Origin of the sequence: Blautia sp. NSJ-175 (genome assembly GCF_022867815.1) — a bacterium.
Taxonomy (GTDB): Bacteria; Bacillota; Clostridia; order Lachnospirales; family Lachnospiraceae; genus Blautia; species Blautia celeris.
The window spans coordinates 175691-195604 of sequence record NZ_JALIFQ010000007.1 but is presented as its reverse complement, the minus strand read 5'-3'; the positions used below and the strand labels follow the sequence as shown (position 1 = coordinate 195604).

Here is a 19914-nt window from a genome sequence, read left to right as displayed (position 1 = left end):
ACAATTTTTCTACGGAAAATATCGGCACGGAAAATGCGTCTGTCCGTTTTCAGCCGCCGAAGATCTCACAGGTACGCCTGCATGCCGCCGGGGTTGCCGCACAGCCTCCCAGCGCGCTTTCCCGCAGCTCAAAGGGAAGGCTTCTGCCCACATGATACATGGCCTGTGCCATTTCGTCGAAGGGAATAAGAGCCGGAATCCCTGCCAGTGTCTGCTCCGCGCAGATCAGCGCATTGGCGGCTCCCACACTGTTCCGGTTCTGACACGGGTATTCCACAAGGCCGGCTATGGGGTCACAGACCAGGCCCAGCAGGTTGGACATTGCCACAGAAGCCGCGTCCAGGCACTGCTTTGGTGTACCGCCCATCATCTCCACCGCTGCCGCGGCAGCCATGGCGGACGCGGCGCCCACTTCTGCCTGACAGCCAGCTTCCGCGCCTGCCACAGAGGCATTCCTCATAAGCAGATATCCCACAGCTCCTGCTGTGTACAGCCCGTTTAAGATCACCTCTTCCGACAGATCATACGCCTCCTCCAGAGAGAGGAGCACGCCCGGCACCACACCTGAGGAGCCCGCTGTGGGCGCAGCCACGATCACACCCATGGAGGCATTGACCTCCAGAACCGCCATGGCGTATGTGACCGCACGCTGCAGCACAGTCCCGCAGACAGATTTTCCTGCCTCTGCATGGCGGTGAAGCTTCCCGGACTCTCCGCCGATGAGACCGCCCACGGACGGTTTTGGATTGGTCAGAGGTTCTTTTGCGGAACGGCGCATGATCGCCAGGGATTTCTTCATTTTCTCATCCACTTCCTCCTCAGAAATCCGGGAAAACTCTGTCTCCCTCAGCTTCATGACCCTGGAAATGGGTATGTTCTTCTCACTGCATATCTCTAAAAGCTCACTGCCCTGATTGAATTCCATCCTATCCTCCTATATCTGTACCAGAATCACATTGGAGACACAGGGATTTTCCCTGATCTTCTCTGTCACATCTTCCGGTATTTTCTCATCCGACTCCACAATGGTATATGCCCTGGCTCCTCTCTCCTCCCGGTAGAGGCGCATGAACGCAATATTCACATTTCTTTCGCTCAGTACCTTGGTGATATGGGCCACCACACCCGGCTTATCCGTCTGGCTCACCACCAGGGTACTGTACTCCCCTGTAAAATCCACCTCTATCTGGTTCAGCCGGACGATCTTTACCTTACCGCCGCCCAGCGACACACCCCGCACAAAGAGATGCTCCCCGCCGGTACCCTCCATATCCATATCCGCGGTATTGGGATGTTCGTCGCCAAGCTTATCACTGATGATAAACTCATAATCAAGTCCCTGTTCACGGGCAAGTGTCAGGGAATCCCTGATCCGCAGGTCATCCGTCTGAAATCCCATGATTCCCCCGAGTAGTGCACGGTCTGTGCCGTGTCCCCGGTATGTCTGGGCAAAGGAGCCATACAGAGTAAAGCGTACCTTCTTTATTTTCCCCGGAAAAAGCCTCCGCGCAAGAAGGGCCATTGACGCCGCTCCTGCCGTGTGAGAGCTGGAAGGCCCTACCATATTGGGACCGATCACATCAAATAAACTGATAAATGCCATATGTTTATTTCTCCATTTCTGATTCATCTCCACAGCCTGTATCCCATTTGGCGAAGACTGCAGAACACTATTTTCAAATACCTTCTGACAGACGAAAAAACAGGCGCCGCAGAACTATTTTTCCTGCAACACCTGTCTTACTTTTCAATCTTCTGATCACTCTTTTTCTGCGATTCCGTCTCCGGCTTTCTCAACTTCTGCGATTGCCGCTTTTCTCATGGGAATTCTGCAGTTTCTGTTGTTTCCGAATTCTACGATCACATCTTCATCTGTAATATCAATTAAGATTCCGTAAAAACCGCTTGTTGTTACCACGCTGTCTCCCACTTCCATAGAGGATAACATGGATTTTACTCTCTGCTGTTCCTTTTTCTGCGGTCTCATAATCATGAAATACATTAAAAGAAAAAATACAACCAGGGGCAGTAACATAGTTGCCCATGCGCCTGCACCGCCTGCGCTTGCCTGTCCTAAAAACATTTTAGCTCCTCCTGCAAAATAAACTTTTTAGTTCTTTCAACTTATATGCCGAGTTCCCATATAAACTCGGTATGAAACAGCAGCTACACCGCTGTTTCATCCGATCACCCGGACTGCTATATTGAACGCTATTACAATAATACACAATTTCTCTTATTTCTTCAAGTGTTTTTCAGGTTTTTTTATATATTTTACACATTTTTTCTGTTTTTATGCCTTTGGGCCTGCTGCCATGCGCTCCAGTTTCTGCTGTTTATAGTCCTCATAGTGCCCTTCATCAAGTGCCTGCCTGATTTCCGTCATCATTGTATTGTAGAAGTACAGATTGTGAAGCACACACAGACGCATGCCCAGCATCTCCTTTGCCTTCAGCAGATGTCGGATATATGCCCTGCTGTAGCTTCTGCAGGCAGGACACTGGCAACCTTCCTCAATGGGACGGGAATCCAGCTCATATTTGGCGTTGAACAGATTCAGTTTTCCAAAGTTGGTGTACACGTGGCCATGGCGTCCGTTCCGGCTTGGATATACGCAGTCAAAGAAATCCACGCCCCTGGAAACACCCTCCAGAATATTAGCCGGTGTTCCCACACCCATCAGGTATGTGGGCTTGTCTGCCGGAAGATAGGGAACCACACTGTCCAGGATCCGGTACATCTCCTCATGGCTCTCTCCCACGGCCAGTCCTCCCACCGCATAGCCGTCAAGGTCCATTTTGGCGATCTCTTTTGCGTGGGCAATACGGATATCATCATACACTGCGCCCTGGTTAATGCCGAACAGCATCTGCTGGGGATTGATGGTGTCCTCCTTCGCATTCAGCCTTGCCATCTCATCCTTACACCTTGCAAGCCACCTTGTGGTTCGATCAACAGAATCCTGGACATATTTCCGGTCCGCCACAGAGGACGGGCACTCGTCAAAAGCCATGGCAATGGTGGATGCCAGATTGGACTGTATCTGCATACTTTCCTCCGGTCCCATGAAAATCTTATGACCGTCAATGTGGGAATTGAAATAAACCCCCTCCTCTTTGATCTTCCTTAACTTTGACAGGGAAAACACCTGAAATCCGCCGGAGTCCGTGAGGATCGGCCTGTCCCAGTTCATGAACTTGTGGAGGCCGCCCAGCTTCTTCACCACCTGGTCACCGGGACGCACATGGAGATGGTAGGTGTTTGACAGTTCTATCTGGGTTCCTATTTCATGCAGGTCTGTTGTGGCTACAGCGCCTTTGATGGCTGCCACTGTGCCAACGTTCATAAAGACAGGTGTCTCCACTGACCCGTGCACAGTTTCAAAATGGGCGCGTTTTGCCATGCCTTCCTGTTTCAATATCTTATACATACAGCAATTTCCTCTTTCTAAAAATAATTCTTCTGCCGGCTGTTTCCGGCATCTGTGTCTGGCTTATTCTACCATATGGAAAATATAAACGCAACCGGAAGGAATATTTTCTTTCAGCCATATATATAACTAAAATAATCCAATTTCAAATTAGCAATTGTATTTTTAGAAATATTGTCGTATAATGTTAAATGATTTTCTATAGCACTATATAAATAAGAAGAAACGCATATATGACGGCTTGAAAACCGTCCATTTTTTATGAAGGAGGTCTCCTGACTATGTCAGCAGATAATAAAAATACTGCAGCCGCATACCGTCTTGGCATTGATATCGGTTCCACCACGGTAAAAATTGCAGTTTTAAATGAAGAAAAAGAAATCCTTTTCTCTGATTATGAACGCCACTTTGCAGACATTCAGAATACACTGGCTGGGCTGCTTGACAAGGCATACAGACAATTGGGGGAATTTTCAGTCCTCCCTGTCATCACCGGTTCCGGCGGACTGACACTTGCAAAGCATCTGGAGGTTCCCTTTGTACAGGAGGTTATCGCTGTATCCTCCTCCTTACAGGAACTGGCACCCAAAACCGACGTGGCTATAGAGCTGGGCGGTGAAGATGCAAAGATCATTTACTTTGAGGGTGGAAATATTGAACAGCGTATGAATGGTATCTGCGCCGGCGGTACCGGCTCTTTTATTGACCAGATGGCTTCTCTGCTGCAGACAGATGCTGCGGGGCTGAATGAGTACGCAAAGAATTACAAAGCCCTCTATCCCATTGCAGCCCGCTGCGGTGTGTTCGCCAAGACAGACATCCAGCCGCTGATCAATGAGGGCGCCACCAAAGAAGACCTTTCCGCCTCCATTTTCCAGGCTGTGGTAAACCAGACCATCAGCGGTCTTGCCTGCGGGAAACCCATCCGCGGCCATGTGGCATTTCTGGGCGGTCCGCTTCACTTTTTATCTGAACTCAAGACAGCGTTTATCCGCACACTGAAGCTGGATGAGGAGCACACTATTGTGCCTGACAATTCCCATCTGTTCGCGGCTATCGGTTCCGCGCTGAATGCGAAAAAAGAAACGCCTGCTGTCTCTGTCACTGCCATGCGCGACAGGCTGTCAGCCAATATACATATGGAATTTGAGGTGAACCGTATGGAGCCTCTGTTCGCCTCCAGGGAGGATTATGACAAATTCAATGAGCGCCAGAGCCACTACAATGTCATAACCGGAGACATTTCCAGCTACAGCGGAAACTGTTATCTGGGCATTGACGCGGGTTCCACCACAACAAAGGCAGCCCTGGTCGGTGAGGATGGTTCCCTGCTCTATTCCTTCTACAGCAACAATAACGGCAATCCCCTGGCTACCAGTATCCGCGCCATCCAGGAGATTTACAGCCACCTTCCGCGGGAAGCAAGGATCGCCTACTCCTGCTCCACCGGATACGGCGAGGCACTGATAAAAGCCGCTCTCCTTCTGGACGAAGGGGAAGTGGAGACTGTTTCCCACTATTATGCTGCCGCCTTCTTTGACCCGGAGGTGGACTGCATCCTGGATATCGGCGGACAGGATATGAAATGTATCAAGATAAAGAACAAGACCGTAGACAGTGTGCAGCTCAACGAAGCCTGCTCCTCCGGCTGCGGCTCCTTTATTGAGACTTTTGCAAACTCCCTGAACTACAGTGTGCAGGATTTCGCAAAAGCTGCCCTGTTTGCCAAAAACCCCATTGACCTTGGAACACGATGTACTGTTTTCATGAATTCCAAGGTAAAACAGGCACAGAAGGAGGGTGCCGAGGTGTCGGATATCTCAGCGGGCCTGGCTTATTCTGTCATCAAGAACGCACTGTATAAGGTAATCAAGGTATCCGACGCCTCCGAACTTGGAAAACACATTGTGGTACAGGGCGGAACCTTCTATAATGATGCTGTTTTAAGAAGCTTTGAGCGTATTGCCGGCTGTGAGGCCATCCGTCCGGATATTGCCGGGATCATGGGAGCTTTCGGTGCTGCCCTGATCGCCAGAGAGCGCTATACGGCAGGACAGGACACTACCATGCTGCCCATTGAGAAGATCAACAGCCTTCAGTATAAGACCACTATGGCAAACTGTAAGGGCTGTACCAACAACTGCCGTCTGACCATCAACAAATTCTCAGGCGGACGCCAGTTCATTTCCGGCAACCGCTGCGAGCGCGGCATCGGCAAGGAGAAGAACAAGGATCATATTCCCAACCTGTTTGACTATAAATATAAAATGCTGTTCTCCTATGAACCGCTGACAGAGGACAAAGCCCCCAGAGGAAAAGTGGGAATCCCCAGGGTCCTCAACATGTTTGAAAATTATCCCTTCTGGTATACCTTCTTCACCAGACTGGGATATCAGGTGGTGCTTTCTCCCACCTCCACAAGAAAGATTTATGAGCTGGGCATTGAGTCCATCCCCAGTGAGTCCGAGTGCTACCCGGCCAAGCTGGCCCACGGACATGTGTCATGGCTGATCAAACAGGGCGTGAAATACATTTTCTACCCCTGTATCCCATACGAGCGTGAGGAATTTGAGGACTCCATCAACCATTACAACTGTCCAATCGTCACCTCCTACGCGGAAAATATTAAGAATAACATTGACGAGCTGAATGACCCGGAAATCAAATTCCACAATCCGTTTTTAGCCATGACGAATGAGGAGACCATCACAGAGCGACTGCTGGAAGAATTCCAAAACATTCCCTCCACGGAAGTCTCTGACGCCGCCCACGCTGCCTGGAAGGAAATGGCCAGATGCCGGGAGGATATCCGCCGAAAGGGCGAGGAAACCCTGCGCTACCTGGATAAGACAGGAAGACACGGCATTGTGCTGGCAGGAAGGCCATACCACATTGATCCGGAAATCCATCACGGCATCCCGGATCTGATCAATTCCTACGGTATCGCCGTACTGACTGAGGATTCCGTTTCCCATCTGGCTCCCATTGAACGCCCGCTTCGTGTCAATGACCAGTGGATGTACCACACCAGACTTTATGCGGCTGCCAACTTTGTGAAGGAAAAAGATAATCTGGATCTGATCCAGTTAAACTCCTTTGGCTGCGGCCTGGATGCCGTGACCACTGACCAGGTAAATGAAATTCTGGCTGGCAGCGGCAAGATCTACACCTGCCTGAAAATTGATGAGGTAAACAACCTGGGCGCTGCCCGTATCCGCGTCCGCTCCCTGATTGCTGCCCTCCGCGTCAAGGAAGAGCAGCATATCAAACGGAAAATATCACCCTCCTCCATCAAAAAGGTGGTGTTCACACCGGAAATGAGAAAAAAATATACCATTCTCTGCCCCCAGATGTCACCCATCCATTTTTCTATCCTGCAGGCAGCTTTCAACGCCAGCGGATACAATCTGGAGGTGCTTCCCAATGACAACAAGGAAGCCGTGGATGTAGGCTTAAAATATGTGAACAATGATGCCTGCTATCCTTCCCTCATGGTGGTGGGCCAGATCATGCAGGCACTTCTGTCAGGCAAATACGATCTGCACAAGGTAGCGATCATCATGTCACAGACAGGAGGCGGATGCCGTGCCTCCAATTACATCGGATTTATCCGAAGGGCACTTGCCAAGGCAAACATGTCCTACATACCGGTCATCTCCATCAACTTAAGCGGGCTGGAAGAAAATCCGGGATTTAAGATCACGGCAAAACTGGCCACCAGGCTGGCTTTCGGCGCAGTGTTCGGTGATATCCTGATGAAATGCATTTACCGCATGCGCCCCTACGAAGCAGTCAAAGGCTCCGCAAATGCCCTGCACCGCAAATGGGAGAAACGCTGCATCCGTTTCCTGAGCGCGAAACATATCACCTTCGGACAGTTTAACCGTATCTGCCGCCAGATGATCCGGGAGTTTGATACTCTCCCCATCACCGGTGAGAAAAAACCGAGGGTCGGCATTGTAGGTGAGATTCTGGTCAAATTCCTTCCGGCTGCCAACAATCATCTGGCAGAACTTCTGGAAAAAGAAGGCGCAGAGCCTGTATGCCCTGATCTCATAGACTTTTTATGCTACTGTTTCTACAACCAGAACTTTAAGGCAAAATATCTCGGCTTCAAGAAATCTTCCGCGAAAACCGCCAATCTGGGTATCAAAGCCATTGAGTTTATCAGAGGCGCCGCCAACAAAGAATTTGCCAAAAGCAGGCACTTTACGCCCTCTGCCAGCATTGAAGATCTGGCAAAAATGGCAGCACCCATTGTGTCCATCGGCAACCAGACCGGGGAAGGCTGGTTCCTGACCGGAGAAATGATGGAGCTGATCCACAGCGGAGCGCCCAATATTGTATGTACACAGCCATTTGGCTGCCTGCCTAACCATATTGTGGGCAAAGGTGTCATCAAGGCTATCCGCAAGGATTACCCTGACGCCAATATCGTTGCCATTGACTATGACCCGGGAGCCAGCGAGGTAAACCAGTTAAATCGTATTAAGCTGATGCTCTCCACTGCATTCAAAAAAATGTAAATGCTCCGGAATATAAAAAAAGCCTTCGGGCCGCCGTCTTCTATGCGGCCCGAAAGCTTTTTTCTGTTTGCAGATTTATTTTTCTTAAATGATCTTCAGTTTCTGAGCCAGCACAGCCAGCTTTGTTCCTCCCGGCAGAGACAAAAGTTCCTGTCTGGATGGTTTCGCAATAAAGAGATATGCAATAAAATACACAGCAACAGCCAGCGCAATGGAGGGAATCAATGCCAGCAAATTGGAATGGGGCAGAGCTTTTGCCAGAAACCGCACTCCCTTGTACACCCCGAATGCCACTGCTCCCATGGGAATGGTAGCTAAAAGCGGAGGCAGATAAGCATATCTCCAGGGATTCTGATATCCCAGATATTTCTTCAGCGCCCTGTCATTGAGCACACACATCACTATGGCATAGACAATCATGGCAATAACCACGGCATAGATGCCCGCATTGGTGAAAAACAGCAGTACCGCAAGAAAAACCACGTCCACAGCCAGGGAAACAGCTGCGTTGATCATAGGAATATTGGCCCTTCCGATTCCCTGCAGCACACCATTTGATATATTGGATGTACTGTTTAAAATAACCGTGATGACACCGAGCACCATGAGCTTTCCTGCCACGCCTTCTGTGGAGGGGAACAGCAGGGAGGTCACCGGCTGTGCCAGCACAGCAAGACCCACAGAGGCCGGCATGGAAATCAGCATACTGATCCATGTGGCATTGTTTATCTTTTCAATAGCCCCCTTCACATCACCGGTGGCATAGTGGGCAGAGACCTCCGGAATCATGGAGGTTGGCGCCGTACTTGCCAGTGTCAGGGGGATATTGATCAGCGTCATGAAAAATCCAAACTCCGCGTACAGCACCTTCACCTGGCTGTTGTCCATCCCTCTGAAATCGGAAATGCTTGTGTACATCACACCATTGATATAGCCGTTCACATTGTAAATAAAGGCGCTGAGAATAATGGGAGCCACAATCAGCACAATGTTTCTCATAACCTGCTGATAACTCTCATCCACAGACACTTTGTCCCTGGCAATCCGGCGGTTGATGGTCTTCCTGTTCACACTGTATACAAACAGCATAAAAAGAAGCGCTGCCGTAACACCTGCGCCCGTACCGATGGTCGCTCCGGCTGCACTCCATCTCTGCAGCGTATCCTCACCTGCGCCTGCGAAATGGTGAACCATAAAGTTTGCCATCAAAAGCGCCACTACCGCAACTGCTATCTGCTCCACGATCTGTGAGATCGACGTGGGCATCATATTCCTGTAAGCCTGGAAATATCCGCGGAACACACCCAGGATACCCGAAATGAAAATGGTGGGGGCCAGCATCTGAAGCGCCAGTCTGGCATTTGCCACACTGTCCGGCACTAAGACAGAAGCGCCGAACACACATATGAGCGCCACAATGCCTCCTGCTATGACTGCATATAAAAGGGCACCTTTAAAAACCCTCTGCGCGTCCCTGTACCGTTTGAATGCGATCCTCTCTGACATGATCTTGGATACAGCCTGCGGAATACTGAAGGATGCGATCATCAACAGAATAAAATAGACATTCTGCGCAAACTGAAAGCAGGCAAAGCTCTCTCTTCCCAAAAGAGAAGACAGCGGACTTTTGTAAATCATTCCGATGATCTTTGAAATCAGTGCTGCAACCATTAAGAAAGACGCGTTTTTTACTAATGTATTACTATTCTTTTTACCCATTTGTCCAAATTCCTCTATCTGTTTTCTATCTGCCAGTCAATTGGCTCCAGGCCTTGCTCCTGCAGAAAAGCATTTGCCTTGCTGAAATGACGGCATCCGAAAAATCCGCGAAACGCAGACAGCGGACTGGGATGAGGTGCTTCCAGGATCAGGTGGCCGGGATTGTGCAGCATACTCTTTTTCATCTGCGCCGGTCTTCCCCATAAAAGAAATACCATGGGCCTGTCCTGTTCATCCAGAATACGGATCGCTGCGTCCGTAAACTCCTCCCAGCCGATCCCTCTGTGGGAATTTGCCTGATGGGCGCGCACAGTCAGCACTGTATTCAGAAGCAGTACGCCCTGCTTTGCCCATTTTTCCAGATATCCATTGTTGGGTATATAACAGCCGCAGTCCTCCTGCAGTTCCTGGTAAATATTCACCAGGGAAGGAGGAATCTCCACATCCGGCTTCACAGAAAAACACAGGCCGTGAGCCTGTCCGTCATTGTGATAAGGATCCTGTCCCAGTATGACCACTTTCACCTGGTCCAAGGGGGTAAAATGAAATGCATTGAAAATATCGTCCGGTGCGGGGAATACCTTTCTTGTCTGGTATTCCTGCCCCACCTTCGCGAACAATTGTTTATAATATGGTTTTCCGAACTCCGGCTTTAAAGCCTCCAGCCATTCTCCCTGTAAAGGCGGCATAAAAACATCCCTCCTGCATTTTTATCATGTCCTCTAGTTTAGCAGAATCCATCGAAAAATGCAAGGAGCTGTCGCAGAACCCCCGGTTACTTTTCTTCCAGCTCAAACCAGAATTCCACCCCGTTGTCATAGTTCACAACGCCGAACTTCTGGTGCATTCCCTCCATAATAGCCTTGACAATTGACAAACCGATACCGCTTCCGCCGTATTCCCTGGTACGGGCTTTGTCCACTTTATAGAATTTTATCCAGATCTTATCAAGATCCTCCTCCGGAATGGGTCTGCCTGTGTTGAAGACGGAGAGGCGCACATGATTGTCTCTTCTTCTCATCTTCACCTCGATCTTCATATCCCCATCCACGTGATTCAGGGCATTGGACACATAGTTGGTCACCACTTCCTCCACCTTGAACTCATCGCCCCACACATATACAGGCTCATCCTGAGGGAAGGAAATCTGCGCGCCTTTCTGGTCTGCCAGAAGCTGCGCAGACTGCACGACGCCTCTCACAAGGTCCGTCAGATCAAAACGTTCCATGGCAGTCTGGTCATTGCCGAACTCCAGTTGGTTGAGAGACAGCAGCTTTTTCACCATATTGTTCATTTTGGCAGACTCGTCCATAATGACATCACAGTAAAATTCCCTGCTCTCCGCATCGTCATTGATACACTCCTTCAGGCCCTCCGCATAGCCCTGGATCAGAGCGATGGGCGTCTTCAGCTCATGGGATACATTGGAGAGAAATTCCTTACGCATCTCATCAATCTGTTTCTTCTGCTCAATGTCCTCCTGCAGCTCATTGTTGGCGGTCTTTAACTCGGATATGGTATGTTCCAGCTCCTCGGACATCTTATTAAAATTCTGCCCCAGAGTGCCGATCTCATCCTCCCCGCCGCCTTCATATCTGGCCTCAAAATCAAGATTGCTCATACGCCTGGAGATTTCCGTCAGTTCCAAAAGAGGCTTTGTGATCCGCTTGCTCATAAACCAGATGATCCCGCTGCTTATCATAATCACGAGAAGCCCGATATAGACGTAAAACATATTGGAGATTTCCACACTGTCCCGGATACTCGCCATGGGCATACGAATCAGAAACGCGCAGTTTCGGTTTTCCATCACGCCCCACATATCCAGATACACCACATTTTCCTTATCATCTGTGTTCTGCTCCAGCGTATAGGAATCATTTGCCGAGATGACTTCCCTGTTTTCCGGCATCATGCCCCAGATATATCCAAAGAGAAGCCTGGTTGCCAGCAGATCCGGATTCCGGCCGTCATTGGCTATGATGGTCCAGTCCTGAGAGCTCACGTCCACGAGTACCCAGGATATATTCTTTTCAATACAGAGCCCCTGCAGATGCGTCCTGCCCTCCGGGTCATTGAAGGCCTGCTCATTCAATGCTTTATAGACCGTTTCCAGCGAGTCCGCTTTTCTGGAAATGTAATATTTCTCCAAGAACAGCCGGTTTACTGCCGTTATGGACAAAAGAGACAAAAGCGTGATCCCGATAAAAGAAACTGCCAGACGCACCTTAATTGATTTTCTCATGTCTTATACCTCAAACTTATATCCCATGCCCCAGATGGTCTTGATGTATTCACCCTTGTCCCCCAGTTTACTGCGAAGTTTCTTTACATGGGTATCAATGGTGCGGGCATCGCCAAAATAATCGTAATTCCATACAGAATTCAGAATCTTCTCCCTGGAAAGCGCAATTCCCTGGTTTTCCAGGAAATAGGTCAGCAGCTCAAATTCCTTATAACTCAGCTCCATGGGCTGCCCGTCAATGGTTGCAATATGGGATGCCTTATTCACCTCAATACCGCCTGCTGACAGAACATCACTGCTTCCGCAGATATTTGCTCTTCTCAGGATAGCCTCCACCCTGGCAACCAATATCTTCGGACTGAAAGGCTTTGCAATATACTCATCCACGCCCAGCTCAAATCCCAGAAGCTCGTCCCTCTCATCTCCCCTGGCTGTCAGCATAATAATGGGCACCTTTGACTCCCTGCGTATTTCTCTGCATACCTCCCAGCCATCCATCTTCGGCATCATGACATCCAGGATCAAAAGGGCAATGTCCTTTGTGGCATAAAATATATCCAGTGCCTCCTCACCGTTGCCGGCCTCCAGCACCTCAAAATCTTTCTTAACCAGGAAATCGCGCACCAGCTTGCGCATCCTGCTCTCATCATCCACTACCAGTATTTTGCATTTTTCCATATCCGTTCCCTCTCTATTCCTACAGACTATTTCTGTCTGTTTTTTATGTACCTGTTTGACTCGTACTACCGGCAGAAACCGTAATATCCCTGCCATTTCAGTTAAATATAGCAGAAAAATTTGTTGAATTTGTGAACAAATGCTTTTATACAAACTGATCGATATCTATTTCATCCTGCTGTCTGATCTCCTGGAGAACCCACCGCTCATTCCGGTAAATAAATTTCCAGTATTCATAAAAGCTCTCTTTTTTCGTGTTGCCGCGCACACAGATTTTTGTGTTCCTGTTAATATAGTACCCCACCATGCTGCCGTGAATCAGATACCAGATACAGTCATTCTCCTCTCCCAGTTCGTCATAGGCACCTACCGGCACTGCGCTCAGAAGCTTTACATGCTTCTGTACCACTTCTTCCTCCCTCACTTCCATCCACTGAATCTTCATATTAAAATCTTCCAGCAGTTCCTCACTGAGATAGGCAGCCGCATAACCGGCGTCCATCCGTCTCCAGCACTCCTGTATTTGATAATAAGCCTCCTCCACCTGACGCTGTACTTCCCGGTAATCCCAGTTTCCTCCGATTTTTTCATATTGGCGCATAAGATTTCTGCTTTTTGCAGCAGCTTTTTTGGCTTTTATTGTAAACGCGATTGCTCCGCCGCAGGTAACGACAATAGCATTCACCCCGAAAAGAATATTCCCCGTCAGATTGCTGCGGGATGAGGAGCGGCCGCTGTGGTAACTGCCTCCCCCGGAACTTCCGCTGTGTCCGCCGCCTCCGCCCGAACTTCCGCCGCCGGCCCGTCCCCAGACAGGCACAGCCAGAGCAGTCAGAAGTATTCCAAGAAGTAAACAGCTGTGCCAGAACTTCCTATACTTTCTTTTCTTATTTGATAACTTCATCATCTCTTCTGTCTGCAGGGAAACTGTCTCCCATGGGCCCTCCCCCTGCTTTCCCCTTGTGATTCATTTAAATTCAGTCTATCCCAGACAGATTTATCTGTCAAGCCTGCTGCTTCCCTCCTATCCACAAAACAATTTTTTTACGCTTTTCCCTTGACAAAACCATAAAAAGACGCTATTCTATAGTATACTTCCACAGTGAAGTCCAGTTATGGGCTTGTACTGGTTTCGACGGGGGTTTTGAAGTTGGGGAAGCCATCCGCAGACTCCGGGACTGCGCAACAACCTGGAACTTAAATATAAACGCAGACAATAATAATTTAGCGTTAGCTGCCTAATTGCAGCTTGTCGGCCCCGGGTCACCTGCTGCCCGGGAATCCGGCATCGACTTTGCAGGGCCCTTTACTTTCAAAGCTTTGAGAAAGTAAAAGATTCATGAAGCTACTAAGTACATCAGCCTGTCATCCGGCGGTTGTATGAGGGAATGTTAAAAGAATGACTGTGATGGGAGATGCCTCAAGGGATAGACTTTCGGACGCGGGTTCGATTCCCGCCAGGTCCACTTAATAGTGCCATCCGAATCCGGAGTGTTCGGATATTGACTTATCAGCTCCACTTTTATTTTACCCGGAATGCCTGGTTTTACCGGCATCCGGGTCTTTTTTTATTTCCAGGACACTCTGCATTTTCATTCCCTTTGTACATTCAGTGTAACGAAGGTCTTTTTTTGCATTATAATGTCGAACTTTCCTTTCTCTATACGAATCTCCTTTATAATATTATAGAACATATGAGGAGGGTAAATAATCATGCATACAAAAGATAAAATCATAAGGCAATTTGGCATTACTTCAAAATATAAAGGATACCGCTATCTGCTGGACGCAATTCACATTGCTGCCGAGAATTACGATGAATGTCTCAAGGTGACAAAGGATGTCTATCCTGTCATTGCTCATAAGTATGGGGTTACCAAAGTCAGTGTAGAACGTGACATAAGAACTGTGATCGAGAAGTGCTGGGACAACAATAAAACATATCTGCAGGAGCTGTCCGGCTACAAGCTTTCCAGATGCCCCTCAAACAGCGAATTTATAGATATTATCGCCTACACTGTATACCGGAATCAATAGACTGCCTCGGATGGCAGTCTGCTGTTTCCATTATTTACCAGTTTATCTGTCAGACTTACGGTTTTATAATGGAGGCAGGGGTGATTTGATTGGAAAACTCTGATAAAAAGGCAGACAAAGCATTTGAAGCGTGGATCGCCGAAACAGTCAGACGCGAAGCTGTTCCTAAAGAGACGCAGAGCGAACAGGAGCTGTTTGACAAGATATCCGCTGAAGCAAAACGCCGCGGACTTTTCCATGAATGATTACGGCTCTGCCGTGAACAGTAACATAGGGCTGTCCGCATAGGGCAGCTCTTTTTCATTCTGTTTGCATTCCCTTTTGGAACGTAATATAATAAAATCTGATCAGGCAGTTATAAAAGCCTGTACTAAAGAACAAAAACAAAAGGAGACAAAAATGGCACTGATCTTAATTGCTGAGGATGAAAAAGGTATGCAGGATATCCTGACAGACTATATGCGCCACGGAGGACACACCTGTATAACGGCAGATGACGGCATAGACGCTGTGACGATCCTGAAAAATAATCCTGTGGATCTGGCTGTCCTGGATATTATGATGCCCCATCTGGACGGCTTTTCCGTATGCCGGATCGCCAGGGAAATGTGCAGTATCCCTATTATATTTCTCACGGCAAAAGACAGCGAGACAGACAAATTAAAAGGCTATGAATACGGCGCCGACGATTATATCACGAAGCCCTTCAGTCCCAAAATACTGCTCGCCAAAATCAATGCCCTCCTGCGCCGCGCTGCGTCTGTCCATCCGCAGGATATCCTAAGCGCCGGAGACATAGTGCTGCAGCTCTCCTCCCATACAGTTACCGTCAGCGGCACGGAAACTGTACTGACCCATAAAGAATTTGAACTGCTGCGCCTTTTCATGCTGAACAAAAACCAGGTCTTTTCCCGGGAACAGCTCCTCAACCGTATCTGGGGATATGATTTTGAAGGGAATACAAGAACTGTGGATACCCACATCAAAACTCTGCGCCAAAAGCTCGGCAGCGAAGGAGAGCATATTGTAACCCTCATCCGTTCCGGTTATAAGTTTGAGGTATGACTATGAAAAAAATACTATCTGCATTTCAACTGACCACGATCCGTAAAAAAACACTTTTGCTCTCAAAACTCATGGGTGGAAGCATTGTCTTATTCTATCTGCTCACTTCGGAGCTGCCTGCAGACAGCAGTCTTTCTTTTCTCATATGGTTCTGCCTTATGGCAGCCGTTATCATCTGTGTGGATATTCTGCTGGGGCGCCTCATCTCCACCCCCTTAAACGAAATCAACCGGGAGGCAGAGCGGATGGCACATCTGGACTTCACAGCACGCTGCCGCATAAACTCCAACGACGAATTCGGCAGACTCTCTCAAAGCCTGAATACCATGTCCGCCAATCTGCAGGACGCACTGCAAAAGCTGGAGCAGGCAAATATCCAGCTTGAAAAAGATGTGCAGAAAGAGCGTCTTCTGCAGGCTCAGAGAAAAGAGCTGACCGATAACCTGTCACACCAGATGAAAACACCCCTTGGACTCATACGCGCTTATACGGAAGGCTTAAAGGATGAGGTGGATGAGACAAAAAAACAGCAGTATCTGGATGCCATACTATCTGCCGAAGACCGAATCAGCCATATGCTGGTATCCCTGCTGGATCTGTCCGCACTGGAGTCCGGTTCCGCGGAACTTTCTGATGAAACCTTTGATTTTATTGAAATGGCAGAGACGTGTGCCGGACGCCTGCTCCTCGGCACCCCGGGCGGAAATTACCATTTCACTTACCGGCTTCCTGATACTCCTGTTCTGATTCGGGCAGATTCAAAACGCATGGAACAGGTGCTGGACAATCTCATTGAAAATGCGAGAAAAAATGTCCGGGAAGGCGGTGAAATCCGCCTCACTATAAGCTGTTTTGAAAAGGAGGTGTCCTTTTCCCTGTTCAATCAGTGCGCCCCCATTCCGGAGCCGGAACTTCCAAAAATCTGGTCCAAGTTCTACCGCGGACAGAATACTGCCGGCAGCGGTTCCGGACTGGGGCTGGCGATTGTAGCCCAGGTGCTCTCAGCATACCGGGTTTCCTATGGCGTCCGTAATCATAAGAACGGAGTGGAATTCTATTTTTCTTTCCCTATTATCACATGATTCCCGGACAACGATTCCCCTTTTGCAGCGGACAGTTATTTCACATGAACTTCACAGCAGTCCCACACTGACTTCACCTTCCCTGTATAGACTATCTTATACAAGGGAGGTGATTTTATGTTCTTTGGTCTTGCATGGTATTGGTGGCTCATAATCGCTGTGATTTTTGCACTTTCCATACCTCTGAAAGTGAAATTTATGAGATGGTGGAACAAACGCAGAGTGGAAAAAAGAAAGTTCGATAACGACAAATGGGGGGATGAATCATGATTGATGTTAAGAATCTTCGTTTTTCTTATAAAAAGGGCCATGAAACGCTGCGCGGTCTGACGTTTGCTGTGGATGACGGAGAAATTTTCGGTTTTTTGGGGCCCAACGGTTCAGGCAAATCCACAACACAGAAAATACTGACAGGGATTCTTGGCGGTTATTGCGGCGAAGCACTCCTTTTTGGGCAGAAACCGGATGCACATCCCATGGATTTCCGAAGTCAGATCGGTGTGCTCTTTGAATTTCCTTACCTGTATACAAATCTGAGTGCTCTTGACAATCTGAATTATTTTGCTTCTTTCTATCCCGCCGGAAGACGCAGAAATGCTGCAGAACTTTTGGAAATGCTGGAATTTAAAAAGGATTTTCTGCGAAAGCCGGTATCTTCCTATTCAAAAGGCATGAGGCAGCGGGTCAGCATGGCAAGAGCGCTGATACACAATCCCAGGCTGCTGTTTCTGGATGAGCCGACCAGCGGGCTTGATCCATCCGGAGCTGTGCTGTTTCGGAAAATCATTGAGGAGGAACGCCGAAAAGGAACTACCGTCTTTCTTACCACCCATAATATGCTGGATGCCGACCTGCTTTGCGACAGGGTCGCATTTATAGCGGACGGGGAGATCAATGCACTGGATACGCCGCAAAAGCTGAAAGAACAAAAGAACAGCAATATGGCAGAGGTCACTTATCTCTATGAAAATAAGCGCTGTACTGTCAGCGTGGAGCTGTCCCGCCTATCCCGGGTTTTCCCTTTCCCACATGATAAAATCATCAGTATCCATACAAAGGAACCCACTTTGGAAGATATCTTTATCCAATATACAGGGAAGGGGCTGATTTCATGAGATATGTTGTATTTTCTCTTCTCAAAAAAGATTTCCGCCTGATGCTGGCATCAAAATTTTTCCTGCTGGCACTTGGATCCCTTATTCTCTATTCCTGTTATATTAACCTGGTCTATGTCCGTTTGGACCAGGAAATCTACCCTGTATACCTCTATGACCCCATGGGGGTTCAGAGCACTGCCTCCTCTGCAGCTATAAGATCAGAGAGTGCAGAGCAAATGCATCAGGCCTGTTCAGACGGTTATTCTGTAGGGATTGACGCCTCCGGCCGTGTTCCCCGCATCTACATGGTCTCCTCCGGTATCAGGCGCACCGACAACAGCAGGGCAGCCTATGCGGTATCCCTGCTTTTCCCAGATTCTGAAACGAAAACTGTAGTCATAGGCACCAATACAAAGGAAATGAAAAACAGGCGGGAGATCACCTGTGAATTTCTCTTCTTTGAACTGTCTGCAGTGGGATTTCTCGGACTGGCTTCCACCCTGTTTAAAGAAAAGCAGATGGGTGTCATCCGGGTGCACAGTACGCTGCCGGTCAGTCAGACTTACATAGTGCTCTCCAAACTGGTGCTCTTTCTCGCGGCAGATTTGATCTTCGCGGCATTACTGACTTTAGTTAATCTTGGTGTTTCACAGGGACTATCCGTACTGCCTGCTGTTATGATCCAGGCAGGTATTCTGTCCGTTGTCATGGCACTTACAGGTTTTTTCTGCGCCGTATGCCTGCAGGGTTTCCGGCAGTTTTCCCTTCTGTATCTAATACTTGCCGTATTTGTCACAACACCGGTTTTTCTTGCGGGGCAGACCGGTATATCCTGGAAATGGATCAGATACCATCCTATGTATCACTTGTTTATGGCTCTGAAAAACGCATATTTCGGCATGAAACCTGCAGGTAACATATATTATGCAGTCTGTGCAGCAGCGGTTCTGTCACTGTTTATGCTGATCTGCCGGACTCTGAAACATGAAATGGCAAAGGAGGGGTAACATGACAGGAATAACCTTTCAGTTAAAAAATGTCCGCCGCGATAAAATGTGTATCCTGACCTTTCTGCTTCCCATCCTTGCAGGACTGGCTGTCAACCTGCTGTCAGGTATAAACTTATCCTCAGTCAGTGAGACAGGTTTCGCCGCAGTCAAAGACAGCCTCACCTCTGACGCTGTCCATTGGCTCCGCAGCATGGGGCGTTTGGAAATGTATGAAAACAGACAGTCTATGGAAACTGCAGTCAACCAGCCAGCCTCACAGTTGATCGGTGTGATCCAAAACGGAGACAGCCTCACTGCCGTTCTCTCCGGAGATGAACTGGAAGTAAATACCGTAATCGGAAATACCCTTCCTAAGATGTATGAGGAGCGGGCAGCACTTTCCTCCTACGAGATAGATATTGTGCCGGGAGGCAGCAGTGACAGCTTAAAACCGCTGCTGACAGCCATCACCATGGCAACTGCTCTGTTCATGGGATGTACATTCAACGCTATGAATATGATCAATGAAAAGGAAGAGGGAATCGGATTTGTGAATGAAGTGATGCCTATGACTAAGATGGGCTATATGCTGCAGAAACTCTCTCTGGGATATATAGGTGCCGTTCTGTCCGCCGCGCTTACTGCCTTTATCTGCATACGCATATCCCCGGATATGATAATCCCGCTGCTTCTGGTCATTTTATTGTCTGCTTTTCTTGCCGCTCTTGCGGGATTGTTCATCGGACATTTTTCAGACGGGCTAATGTCCGGGATTGTCTGTATTAAAATGGTTATGATACTGTTCCTTGCACCCCCGGTGCTGTTCTATCTGGTCATTCCGGAAGACAGTTTCCTGCATACCATAACATATCTGCTTCCCTCAAGCGCTGCTTTTTATGGCATCCTGGACCTTATAAACGGATACTGCGGACATATGCAGGAATACATCCTTGTACTTCTGCTGCACAGTATCATCTGGCTGGCTGCGTATCTTCTTATGTGCCGCCAAAGAAAGTCATAGCATACATCTGATCACTGCTTTACAG

Annotated in this window: 18 protein-coding genes and 1 other RNA gene; 10 read left to right on the top strand and 9 right to left on the bottom strand. The window is 48.5% G+C overall.

Annotation, left to right across the window (positions count from 1 at the left end):
* Positions 1 to 49: 49 nt before the first annotated feature.
* The 4 genes from sdaAA to tgt all read right to left on the bottom strand — a co-directional run bounded on the left by sdaAA (position 50) and on the right by tgt (position 3430).
* The gene (sdaAA, locus tag MUB35_RS13315; RefSeq protein ID WP_244806359.1) at positions 50 to 925 is read right to left on the bottom strand and encodes an L-serine ammonia-lyase, iron-sulfur-dependent, subunit alpha; all 876 of its coding nucleotides are present in this window, start codon (positions 923 to 925) and stop codon (positions 50 to 52) included.
* Between the two features lie 9 nt (positions 926 to 934).
* Positions 935 to 1603, bottom strand: coding sequence for an L-serine ammonia-lyase, iron-sulfur-dependent subunit beta (sdaAB, locus tag MUB35_RS13310; protein ID WP_033141125.1), 669 nt, complete (start codon positions 1601 to 1603; stop codon positions 935 to 937).
* A gap of 156 nt (positions 1604 to 1759) precedes the next feature.
* Complete coding sequence (gene yajC / locus MUB35_RS13305; protein ID WP_033141126.1) at positions 1760 to 2083, bottom strand: preprotein translocase subunit YajC; 324 nt, start codon at positions 2081 to 2083, stop codon at positions 1760 to 1762.
* 210 nt (positions 2084 to 2293) lie between these two features.
* Positions 2294 to 3430 (bottom strand): tRNA guanosine(34) transglycosylase Tgt, encoded by a 1137-nt coding sequence (gene tgt / locus MUB35_RS13300; RefSeq protein ID WP_033141127.1) that lies wholly within the window; start codon positions 3428 to 3430, stop codon positions 2294 to 2296.
* Positions 3431 to 3711: 281 nt separating this feature from the next.
* Between tgt and MUB35_RS13295 the strand changes: the two genes are divergently transcribed.
* Positions 3712 to 7956: a 2-hydroxyacyl-CoA dehydratase gene (locus MUB35_RS13295; RefSeq protein WP_103731377.1), complete on the top strand. Its 4245-nt coding sequence runs from the start codon at positions 3712 to 3714 to the stop codon at positions 7954 to 7956.
* A gap of 84 nt (positions 7957 to 8040) precedes the next feature.
* On the opposite strand, the gene MUB35_RS13290 is transcribed toward MUB35_RS13295, so the two are convergent.
* The 5 genes from MUB35_RS13290 to MUB35_RS13270 all read right to left on the bottom strand — a co-directional run bounded on the left by MUB35_RS13290 (position 8041) and on the right by MUB35_RS13270 (position 13505).
* Positions 8041 to 9675 carry a putative polysaccharide biosynthesis protein gene (locus MUB35_RS13290; protein WP_033141129.1) on the bottom strand — a complete coding sequence of 545 codons (1635 nt, stop codon included), beginning with the start codon at positions 9673 to 9675 and terminating at the stop codon, positions 8041 to 8043.
* Between the two features lie 14 nt (positions 9676 to 9689).
* A complete protein-coding gene (ung, locus tag MUB35_RS13285) occupies positions 9690 to 10364 on the bottom strand; it encodes a uracil-DNA glycosylase (RefSeq protein WP_033141130.1) in 675 nt (224 codons plus the stop codon).
* Positions 10365 to 10450: 86 nt separating this feature from the next.
* Entirely contained in the window at positions 10451 to 11920 is a 1470-nt protein-coding gene (locus MUB35_RS13280; protein WP_033141131.1) for a sensor histidine kinase, read from the bottom strand.
* 3 nt (positions 11921 to 11923) lie between these two features.
* Entirely contained in the window at positions 11924 to 12598 is a 675-nt protein-coding gene (locus MUB35_RS13275) for a response regulator transcription factor (RefSeq protein WP_054352361.1), read from the bottom strand.
* A gap of 145 nt (positions 12599 to 12743) precedes the next feature.
* Positions 12744 to 13505 carry a Tim44 domain-containing protein gene (locus tag MUB35_RS13270; RefSeq protein WP_052099416.1) on the bottom strand — a complete coding sequence of 254 codons (762 nt, stop codon included), beginning with the start codon at positions 13503 to 13505 and terminating at the stop codon, positions 12744 to 12746.
* Positions 13506 to 13715: 210 nt separating this feature from the next.
* Between MUB35_RS13270 and ssrA the strand changes: the two genes are divergently transcribed.
* From ssrA to MUB35_RS13225, 9 genes are all read left to right on the top strand, one after another.
* Positions 13716 to 14067, top strand: a transfer-messenger RNA (tmRNA) gene (gene ssrA, locus MUB35_RS13265).
* A gap of 244 nt (positions 14068 to 14311) precedes the next feature.
* Complete coding sequence (locus tag MUB35_RS13260) at positions 14312 to 14635, top strand: sporulation initiation factor Spo0A C-terminal domain-containing protein (RefSeq protein ID WP_033141133.1); 324 nt, start codon at positions 14312 to 14314, stop codon at positions 14633 to 14635.
* Positions 14636 to 14724: 89 nt separating this feature from the next.
* A complete protein-coding gene (locus tag MUB35_RS13255; protein ID WP_156120842.1) occupies positions 14725 to 14880 on the top strand; it encodes a hypothetical protein in 156 nt (51 codons plus the stop codon).
* 154 nt (positions 14881 to 15034) lie between these two features.
* Positions 15035 to 15700 carry a response regulator transcription factor gene (locus MUB35_RS13250; RefSeq protein WP_054352358.1) on the top strand — a complete coding sequence of 222 codons (666 nt, stop codon included), beginning with the start codon at positions 15035 to 15037 and terminating at the stop codon, positions 15698 to 15700.
* Between the two features lie 2 nt (positions 15701 to 15702).
* Entirely contained in the window at positions 15703 to 16782 is a 1080-nt protein-coding gene (locus tag MUB35_RS13245) for a HAMP domain-containing sensor histidine kinase (protein ID WP_331477498.1), read from the top strand.
* Positions 16783 to 16899: 117 nt separating this feature from the next.
* The gene (locus MUB35_RS13240; RefSeq protein ID WP_181014410.1) at positions 16900 to 17052 is read left to right on the top strand and encodes a hypothetical protein; all 153 of its coding nucleotides are present in this window, start codon (positions 16900 to 16902) and stop codon (positions 17050 to 17052) included.
* Positions 17049 to 17897, top strand: a complete 849-nt coding sequence (locus MUB35_RS13235) for an ABC transporter ATP-binding protein (RefSeq protein WP_244806357.1) — start codon at positions 17049 to 17051, stop codon at positions 17895 to 17897. Before MUB35_RS13240 ends, MUB35_RS13235 begins: the two co-directional genes overlap by 4 nt.
* On the top strand, positions 17894 to 18886 hold the full coding sequence (locus MUB35_RS13230; RefSeq protein ID WP_244806356.1) for an ABC transporter permease: 993 nt from the start codon (positions 17894 to 17896) through the stop codon (positions 18884 to 18886). Before MUB35_RS13235 ends, MUB35_RS13230 begins: the two co-directional genes overlap by 4 nt.
* Before the next feature lies 1 nt (position 18887).
* On the top strand, positions 18888 to 19889 hold the full coding sequence (locus tag MUB35_RS13225) for an ABC transporter permease (RefSeq protein ID WP_033141138.1): 1002 nt from the start codon (positions 18888 to 18890) through the stop codon (positions 19887 to 19889).
* Positions 19890 to 19914: the final 25 nt, after the last annotated feature.